The sequence below is a fragment of the Psychroflexus lacisalsi genome (assembly GCF_020164495.1).
Taxonomy (GTDB): domain Bacteria; phylum Bacteroidota; class Bacteroidia; order Flavobacteriales; family Flavobacteriaceae; genus Psychroflexus; species Psychroflexus lacisalsi.
In genome coordinates, this window is the sequence record NZ_JAIQYZ010000010.1 from 1,588 (window position 1) to 2,801 (window position 1,214).

A 1,214-nucleotide genomic window follows, 5' to 3' on the forward strand; every position below is an offset into this window, starting at 1 on the left:
TATGCTTATGCCCGATTATTATCCATGCCTGACCGCTCGACTAGTGAGCTGTTACGCACTCTTTAAATGAATGGCTGCTTCCAAGCCAACATCCTAGCTGTCTAAGCAGTCTGACCGCGTTTGTTCAACTTAGCATATATTTTGGGACCTTAGCTGATGCTCTGGGTTCTTTCCCTCTCGGACATGGACCTTAGCACCCATGCCCTCACTGATTAAAACCATTTTATAGCATTCGGAGTTTGTCAGGAATTGGTAGGCGGTGAAGCCCCCGCATCCAATCAGTAGCTCTACCTCTATAAAACTATTTAATCGCTGCACCTAAATGCATTTCGGGGAGTACGAGCTATTTCCGAGTTTGATTGGCCTTTCACCCCTACCCTCAGGTCATCCCAAGACTTTTCAACGTCAACGGGTTCGGTCCTCCACTATGTGTTACCACAGCTTCAACCTGCCCAAGGGTAGATCACACGGTTTCGCGTCTACCAGCACTAACTTATTCGCCCTATTCAGACTCGCTTTCGCTACGGATCCATAACTGAATTATTTATCCTCGCTAGTACTGGTAACTCGTAGGCTCATTATGCAAAAGGCACGCCGTCATCCCGTAGGACTCCGACCGCTTGTAAGCGTATGGTTTCAGGGTCTATTTCACTCCTTTATTCAAGGTTCTTTTCACCTTTCCCTCACGGTACTGGTTCACTATCGGTCTCTCAGTAGTATTTAGCCTTACCGGATGGTCCCGGCTGATTCATGCAAGGTTTCTCGTGCCCCGCACTACTCAGGATACTACTACTCAATACATCCCTTACCCCTACTGGCCTGTCACCATCTATGGGTATTCTTTCCAAAATATTCGGGTTCAAAATGTATTAAGATATCGTAGTCCTACTACCCCAGTACTGCCGTAACAGTACTGGTTTGGGCTGTTTCACGTTCGCTCGCCGCTACTAGCAAAATCACTATTGTTTTCTCTTCCTCCGGCTAATTAGATGTTTCAGTTCACCGGGTTCGCTTCCTTTCGGATACTATACCTTCAGTATAGTGGGTTGCCCCATTCGGAAATCTGCGGATCAATTCATATGTGCTAATCCCCGCAGCTTATCGCAGCTTGTCACGTCCTTCGTCGCCTCTGAGAGCCTAGGCATCCCCCATACGCCCTTAATAAGCTTATCTATTCGATAATTATTTATTTTTATTTTTACTCGTCATACTTC

General features: G+C 46.5%; 1 other annotated feature (running past both ends of the window).

The features are described from left to right. Positions 1-1,214 (minus strand) — a sequence feature (most likely nonfunctional fraction of RNA operon) (it extends past both window edges: 1,353 nt to the left, 1,232 nt to the right).